This is a genomic window from Bradyrhizobium sp. Kon56, assembly GCF_055807635.1.
The window spans coordinates 1-7,500 of record NZ_JBVVOU010000072.1 but is presented as its reverse complement, the minus strand read 5'-3'; the positions used below and the strand labels follow the sequence as shown (position 1 = coordinate 7,500).

At 64.8% G+C, this 7,500-nt stretch carries 8 protein-coding genes and 1 pseudogene; 4 read left to right on the top strand and 5 right to left on the bottom strand.

Going from position 1 to position 7,500, the window contains the following annotated elements; translation table 11 throughout:
- Together AC0L3B_RS37705 and AC0L3B_RS37700 are read left to right on the top strand one after the other, a co-directional pair.
- A pseudogene (locus AC0L3B_RS37705) lies at positions 1-177 on the top strand (LabA-like NYN domain-containing protein); the annotation flags it as partial.
- Complete coding sequence (locus AC0L3B_RS37700) at positions 158-832, top strand: uracil-DNA glycosylase (RefSeq protein ID WP_026233573.1); 675 nt, start codon at positions 158-160, stop codon at positions 830-832. The pseudogene AC0L3B_RS37705 and the gene AC0L3B_RS37700, both read left to right, overlap by 20 nt.
- Here AC0L3B_RS37700 and AC0L3B_RS37695 read toward each other — a convergent pair.
- The 4 genes from AC0L3B_RS37695 to dapA are packed head-to-tail and all read right to left on the bottom strand — an operon-like array spanning position 829 to position 3,319.
- Complete coding sequence (locus tag AC0L3B_RS37695; protein ID WP_018458412.1) at positions 829-1,422, bottom strand: peroxiredoxin; 594 nt, start codon at positions 1,420-1,422, stop codon at positions 829-831. The genes AC0L3B_RS37700 and AC0L3B_RS37695 overlap by 4 nt on opposite strands.
- 4 nt (positions 1,423-1,426) lie before the next feature.
- Positions 1,427-1,900 carry an SsrA-binding protein SmpB gene (smpB, locus tag AC0L3B_RS37690; RefSeq protein ID WP_007603387.1) on the bottom strand — a complete coding sequence of 158 codons (474 nt, stop codon included), beginning with the start codon at positions 1,898-1,900 and terminating at the stop codon, positions 1,427-1,429.
- A 59-nt stretch (positions 1,901-1,959) separates the two neighbouring features.
- The gene (mscL, locus tag AC0L3B_RS37685; protein ID WP_162496383.1) at positions 1,960-2,376 is read right to left on the bottom strand and encodes a large conductance mechanosensitive channel protein MscL; all 417 of its coding nucleotides are present in this window, start codon (positions 2,374-2,376) and stop codon (positions 1,960-1,962) included.
- A 52-nt stretch (positions 2,377-2,428) separates the two neighbouring features.
- Positions 2,429-3,319, bottom strand: coding sequence for a 4-hydroxy-tetrahydrodipicolinate synthase (gene dapA / locus AC0L3B_RS37680; protein WP_007603384.1), 891 nt, complete (start codon positions 3,317-3,319; stop codon positions 2,429-2,431).
- Positions 3,320-3,612: 293 nt separating this feature from the next.
- Between dapA and AC0L3B_RS37675 the strand changes: the two genes are divergently transcribed.
- Complete coding sequence (locus AC0L3B_RS37675) at positions 3,613-6,006, top strand: lytic transglycosylase domain-containing protein (protein WP_473382565.1); 2,394 nt, start codon at positions 3,613-3,615, stop codon at positions 6,004-6,006.
- Between the two features lie 200 nt (positions 6,007-6,206).
- Complete coding sequence (locus tag AC0L3B_RS37670; RefSeq protein ID WP_085357378.1) at positions 6,207-7,025, top strand: YkgJ family cysteine cluster protein; 819 nt, start codon at positions 6,207-6,209, stop codon at positions 7,023-7,025.
- A 299-nt stretch (positions 7,026-7,324) separates the two neighbouring features.
- Here the strand turns inward: AC0L3B_RS37670 and AC0L3B_RS37665 are convergent.
- Positions 7,325-7,500 (bottom strand): porin (locus AC0L3B_RS37665; RefSeq protein WP_473382562.1); only part of this gene is annotated, 176 nt, incomplete at its 5' end.

Below are 7,500 nucleotides of genomic sequence, written 5' to 3'. Positions count from 1 at the left end.
CAGGCCGACGTCTTCACCGACCTCGTCGAGCTGCAGTCCAAGCTCGGTCGCGACCCGTCCGAACGCCCCGCCCCGCGTGACCGCGGCGACCGCGAGGCGCGCCACCACGCTCCGCAGTTCCTCCAGCGCGCAACCACGATGGCGCCGGCGAGGGGCGATGACGACTTCGAGGAGTGAGGCGGCCCGGTCAAGCCGCCAGCCTCTCAGCCTCGTCCCCGACCGTGACTGTCCGCTCTGTCCGCGCCTGGTCGCCTTTCGCGAGGCGAACCGCGCGCGCGAGCCATTGTGGCACAATGCACCGGTTGCGCCTTTCGGCGACATCAAGGCGCGCCTGCTGATCGTCGGCCTTGCGCCGGGGATGCAGGGCGCCAACCGCACCGGCCGTCCCTTCACCGGCGATTATGCCGGCGACCTGCTCTACACCACGCTGCTCGAATACGGATTTGCCAAGGGCCAATATCGGGCGCGTCCCGACGACGGCCTGAAGCTGGTCGACTGCCGGATCGCCAATGCGGTGCATTGCGTGCCGCCGCAGAACAAGCCGCTGCCGGTCGAGATCAACACCTGCCGGCAGTTTCTCGCCGCGAATCTCGCAACGATGCCGAACCTGCGCGCGATCGTCGCCCTCGGGCGCATTGCGCACGACACCGTGCTCAAGCCGCTGAACCTGAAGGGATCGCAAGCCCCCTTCGGCCACGGCGCCGTGCATCAGGCCGGCGCATTCAGGCTCTACGACAGCTATCACTGCTCCCGCTACAACACGAACACCCGCGTGCTGACGCCGGACATGTTCCGCTCCGTGTTCGCGAAGGTGAAGGCCGACCTCGACTAATCCCTAGACAAGCCTTTGGCCGGATTGGCCTTCAGCCAGTCCAGCACATCGCCGGCGTTCCGGTCGGGCGGAAACACCGGATAGAACACATGCGTGATCCTGGCGTCGTCGACGATCAGCGCAAGGCGCTTGATCAGCGTCAGGCCCGCAACCTCCATGGTCGGCAAATTCAGGGCGCGCGTGAGCGCCAGCTTCTCGTCCGAGAGCACCGGGAACGGCAGATGCAGCCGCGAGGCCATCTCGGTCTGGTACGCGTTGCTCTGGGTCGAGAGGCCGAACACCTGCGCGGCGCCGGCGGCCTTCAGCTCGGCGAACAGATCGCGAAACGCGCAAGTCTGCGGCGTGCAGCCGCGCGCGCCCGGGATCATGTCCCAATCGTCGACCAGCGCGATCTTGCCGGGCTCGCCGGTGCGCGGATAGGCGAACACCACGGTCCGGCCACGCAGCCCCGACAGCGCGACTGACGTGTCGTCAGTGGCGAGCAGGCTGACCGGCGGCAGCGTCATGCCTTTCAGGTGCGCGGCGCCGCCGTCATCCGCGGGGGCGGGAATCCGGGTCCAATCAACCTCGAGCAGGTTTCTCTGAGTCATCCCGCTATCCCCTCGCCCGCATCAGGCGGCCCTTCTCCCGGCTCCAGTCGCGCTTCTTCTCGGACTCGCGCTTGTCGTGCAGCTTCTTGCCTTTTGCAACCGCGAGCTGCAATTTCGCGCGACCACGCTCGTTGAAGTAAAGCTTGAGCGGGATCAGCGTCATGCCTTCGCGGTCGACCGCTCCCATCAGCTTGTTGATCTGCTTGCGATGCAGCAGCAGTTTTCGCGGCCGCTTGGGCTCGTGATTGAAGCGGTTGCCCTGAAGATATTCCGGAATGGTGGCGTTGATCAGCCAGATCTCGCCGTCCTTGGAATCGGCGTAGGATTCCGCGATCGTGCTCTTGCCGTTGCGGATCGACTTGACCTCGGTGCCGGTCAGGGCAATGCCGACCTCGATCGTATCCTCGATCGCATAGTTGAAGCGGGCCTTGCGATTTTCCGCCATGACCTTGATCGGACGTTCATTCTTGTCGGCCATGGGGGACAAACCTGATCGAGATGCGCGAGGACGCTAACAGTTTGGATGAAGCGCGCGCGTCAAGACTTCTTGAGGAGATCGCGGATCTCGGTCAGCAGCTCGACCTCGGCCGACGGCTTCGGCGGAGCGGCAGGCTCCGCCTCGTCCTTGCGCTTCAACTTGTTCATGGCACGGATCACCAGGAACAGCACGAAGGCAATGATGATGAAGTTGATCGTCAGCGTGAGGAAGTTGCCCCAAGCCAAGACGGCACCCTGCTTTTTCGCGTCCGCGAGATTTGCGGCGGTGACCTTGCTCGAAAGCGGCGTGAAGTAGTTCGAGAAGTCGAGGCCGCCGGTAACTGCGCCGATGATGGGCATGATCACGTCGCCGACCAGCGACGTCACGATGGCGCCGAAGGCCGCACCGATGATGACGCCGACCGCCAGGTCGACGACGTTGCCCTTCATGGCGAATTCGCGGAACTCCGTGAGCATCCGCGTGCCTCTTTCCTCGATCGCCATGAAAGCTCCCCGATCGGCCAGCGCGTCAGTTGATGAGGCCGGCATGAACCATTGCGCTGCGCACGGCAACGCGGGTCGGCTCGGTGACCGGCACCATCGGCAGCCGCAACGTCTCGTCCAGCTTGCCGAGCAGCGACAGCGCGTACTTGATCGGCGCCGGATTGCTCTCGATGAAGAGGTTGTTGTGCAGCGGCATCAGCTTGTCGTGCAGCTTCAGCGCGGTGGCATGGTCGCCCTTCGCCCAGGCGGCCTGGAACTCGGAGCAGAGCCGCGGCGCGACGTTCGAGGTCACCGAGATGCAGCCATGGCCGCCATGGGCCATGTAACCCAGGATGGTCGCATCCTCGCCGGAGAGCTGGTTGAAGTCCTCGCCCATTGCTGCGCGCTGCTGCGAGACGCGAACCATGCTGGCAGTGGCGTCCTTGACGCCGGCGATGTTCTTCAGCTCCCACAGCCGCGCCATGGTGTCGACCGACATGTCGATCACCGAACGCGGCGGGATGTTGTAGATGATGATCGGAATCCCGATCGCGTCGTTGATCGCCTTGAAGTGCTGGTACATGCCTTCCTGGGTCGGCTTGTTGTAGTAGGGCGTCACGACCAGAACCGCGTTGGCGCCCGCCTTTTCAGCGTGCTGGGCGAGCTCGATCGCCTCCTTGGTCGAGTTGGAGCCGGCGCCGGCGACGACAGGCACGCGGCCTTTCGCTTCCTCGATGCACCATTCGACGACCTTCTTGTGCTCGTCATGGCTCAGCGTCGGGCTCTCGCCGGTGGTGCCGACCGGGACCAGGCCGTTGGTGCCCTCCGAAATCTGCCAGTTGACCAGGGAGCGGAACGCCGCCTCGTCCAGCGAGCCGTTCTTGAACGGCGTGACCAAGGCGGTGAACGATCCCCGGAATTTCGTCTTGGCTGCCATGGACTTCCTCCGTACGCGGCGATCTCGAGCAAGCCGCATTCATATCGGGTCTATCCCGCCGGTAAAAGACCCGCTTCCGTGTGACGCACGGGTTTAGGCCGCGATTTTGCCGCGGTGGTGGTGCAAACCCGGCAAAGGTAAGCGGCTGTTGGTATTTGTCCGCATATTCAATCAAATATAGCCAGATCTTGTACAGCTAGGTCTTGAGCCAATTGACTGATTCGGGGCGACGAAACGCCGTGATCTCCTTTCCGCGCGCCGCATGGCGATCCACCGGTCTGGTCGTGTGCCTGATGGCAGGGCTGTCGGCCGGCTGCGCCGCCTGGGCCAAATCCAATGAGACAACCGCGGAGACCGCCAAGGAAACCGCGAAGGAAATCGCAAAGCCAGCCGCCAAGGACACCACGAAGGGGGCGTCCAAGGGAACCGGCAAGGACATTTCGAAGGACGCCGCCAAGGGCGCAAGCAAGGGCGCGACCAGTCCACCCGCCAAGGATGCCGCGAAGAAGCCTGCCAAGGACGCTGGCAAGGATGCTGGCAAGAACGCAGGCAAGGAACCTGCAAAGGACAAGCTGAAGCCTGCGGCTGTCGCGCCGAAACCTCAGCCGGCCGCTGGCGGCTCGGTCCCGAAGACCGCACCCGCACCGGCAGCAACGGCCATCGTCAGACCGACCGCCCCGGCCTCCGCCAAGCCCGTCGCGGCTCCTGTCCTGGCTCCGGCGACCCGCCAGCATGCCGCCCCGCGCAAGCCGGTCACACCGGCTGCGGTTGCTGCGACCTCCTCGACGCCGCAAGCCGACAAGGACACGCTGGAGACCGTGATCGAGCTCGTGCGCAAGCGCAAGGCGGGCGACGCCACCAGTGCCGCGGCCACGATCTCGGATCCGGTCGCGCGAAAACTCGCGGAATGGATCATCCTTCGCAGCGAGGACAATGGCGCGACTGTGGAGCGCTACCGCGCCTTCCTGTCCGCCAATCCGAGCTGGCCCTCGCAGACCTTCCTGCGCCGGCGCCTGGAGGCCGCGATGTGGGACGACAGGCGCGACGACCAGGTCGCGTGGTCGTGGTTCGAGAACGAATCCCCCGTGTCCGCCAAGGGCCGCTTCACGCTCGCCAAGGCGATGCTGGCGCGCGGCGACCGTGCCAACGCCGAACGTCTGGTGCGCGATGCCTGGCGCAGCGACCCGATGTCGGAAGAGACCGAAAACAACGCACTCGACCAGTTCGGCGCGCTGCTGACGCCCGGCGATCAGAAGGCGCGGATGGATACGCTGCTCTACGGCAGCGAGAACGGGGCCGCATTGCGGGCTGCAAAGCGCCTCGGGGCCGGCTATGTCGCACTCGCCAAAGCCCGCATCGCCTCCCTCAAGAAAGCGCCGAACGCTCGTGCGCTGCTCGAAGCCGTGCCGCGCGAGCTGCACGGCGATCCGGGCTTCATCTTCAGCAAGATCCAGCTGCTGCGCCGCGAGGAGAAATTTGCGGAAGCCGCCCAGCTCATGCTGTCGGCACCGAAGGATCCGGGCCGGCTCTACAATCTCGACGAATGGTGGATCGAACGGCGCCTCCTGGCGCGCAAGATGATCGACACCGAGGAATTCCGCAGCGCCTATCTGATCGCGCGCGATGCGGCCCTGCCCTCGCGCGACATCTACAAGACCGAGCAAGAGTTCACCGCCGGCTGGATCGCGCTGCGCTTCCTCAACGATCCCGCGGCCGCCACCCAGCACTTTGCCCGCATCGGGATCGGCAGCGTCAATCCGACCACGCTGGCGCGCGCCGGCTATTGGCAGGGCCGCGCCGCCGAAGCTGCAGGCCGCCAGCAGGAGGCGCGCAACGCCTACGCGCGGGCCGCCGAGCAATCCACCAGCTATTACGGCCAGCTCGCACGCGCCAAGCTCGGCCTGCCGCAGATCGAGCTCAACGCTCAGCCGCGCAGCCGCGGTGCCGAACGGCTGGAGATCGTGCGCGCCGCGCAGCTGCTCTACGAGCTCGACGAGCGCGAGATGGTGATACCGTTGCTCGCCGACATGGGCGAGAACGGTGATCCCGAAGCGCTAGCCGGCCTCGGCGAGCTCACCCAGCGCCACAGCGACGCGCGCGGCATGCTGCTGCTCGGCAAGGCCGCGCTCAATCGCGGGCTGCCGTTCGATTTCTATGCCTATCCCGTCAACGGCATTCCGCAATTCACGCCGATCGGACCCGAGGTCGAGCGCAGCATCATCTACGCCATCGCGCGGCAGGAGAGCGCCTTCAATCCCTCGGTCGTCTCGCCGGCGCAGGCCTATGGGCTGATGCAGGTGACGCCGGACGCTGCGCGCTATGTCTGCAAGCGGCACGGCGGGACTTACGATCTGGGGCGTCTGAAGAACGATTCGGCCTACAACGCCACGCTCGGCTCGGCCGAGCTCGGTGGACTGCTCGAAGACTATCGCGGCTCCTACATCATGACCTTCGCCGCTTACAATGCCGGCCGCGGCAGTGTGAAGAAGTGGATCGACCGCTACGGCGATCCGCGTGACCCCAAGGTCGACGCGGTCGACTGGGTCGAGCTGATCCCGTTCTCCGAGACGCGCAACTATGTGCAGCGGATCATGGAGAACCTTCAGGTCTACCGCGCCCGCTTCGGCGGCGGCACCCGGTTGCAGATCGAGGCTGATTTGCGCCGTGGCGCCGGCAGCGTGGAATAGCGGCGTGCCTATGAGACTCGCTTGCGGCGATCCGATAACAAGGTATCCGCGCGAGGGGGTAACGCGGTCAGCTCCCGGCGTTTGAGGCGGGCCATCAACATGGGCCGGAGTGCTCCAGACCGCACGGTGAGAAGCTGAACGAGAAGATCGTGCAGGGCGGATCGGGCGCGCCGCAATAAGAGAAGAAAAGAACTACAAACATGGATCAGGCAATGTTGAGCGTCGCCCGTGCAGTAGAGGCAGGCGCGACGACGATGAAGGGTGTGATCGACGCCACGGGACTATCTCGTCTCAAAATCGAACGTGCGTTGAATGCGCTGGAAAAGCAGAAGCTGCTGGTCCGCGACGGGCAGGGTTTTCGCGGAACCAGCCCGACGAGGACAGCCCAGCCAGCCCGGCAATGCGGCTCATGCAGTGCCTGCTGCGATATCCTCGAAGTGGCGGCCGTCGACAAGCCGGTGAACCAGCTGTGCAGGCATTGGCAGACGGGCACTGGATGCACCATCTACGAGCGCCGTCCGCAGATGTGCCGGTCCTTCGTCTGCGCCTGGCTGCAGGGCCATCTGGATGACGACTGGTTTCCGGCGAAATCGGGCATCATCGTGCATTTCAGCCAGGACGCGGTCAACGTTACCGTCGATGACCATTGCCCCGATCGCTGGCGGGAGGAGCCCTATTTCAGCAAGCTCGCCGAATGGTCGCTGAATGGCATCAAGAGGATCGGAAACCGCGGCTACGCGACCCTCGTCGTCTCCGGTGCCGGGCGGTTCCTGCTGCTCGGGCGAACCGTCGTTCCGGAGCCGACGCTGTTCGGCACCGCGTTCCTCCCGCTCACCGCCGACACATTTCGATTCTGGCGGGCGAAATCCCCGGAGCATCTGCAGCGGCTGCACGAGCGCATCGCCGAGATCGAGCGGATCAGACAGGAATTCGGCTCCTGCACAATTCCCTCGAATGAGGACGACGATCCGCAAGCCCCCTATCGGCCGGCGCTTCTACGGCTGTCGCACCACGCCTGAACTCCGACGTCGTCGACGCGGCCTAGTCCGCTCTGGTTGCGGTCGAGACGGGCAGACCACGTTGGACGCCGTGGTGGCCATCAATCTCAAGGACCTGCCGGCGACTCCGCCTCTTGCCGCGGCGGCTGAAGTGGTCTTGATCGCGCGATCCGAACCCAGTTCTTGATCACCCAAAGCTACTCATCATTCCACACTCCACTCGTTCTTCAGAACATGTCGGAGATCCGTGGTCCGCCTGGTGCAAAAAAAAGCCCCGGCGGTTTCCCGCCGGGGCTCTCTGTCAGGTCGTTAGACCGAACTTACCAGTTGCGCTGAGCGCGGAGGAGCAGAACGAGCGTGTCCTGATCCTTCAGCTCGTACACGGCGGCCGGCTTGGCCGTCGTGCCGGCACCAGCGTAAGCAACCGTACCAGCGTACTTCTGGTCCAGATGGGTCCAGGAGAGGTCGGCCGAGAACGTCAGGTTCTTGACCGGGG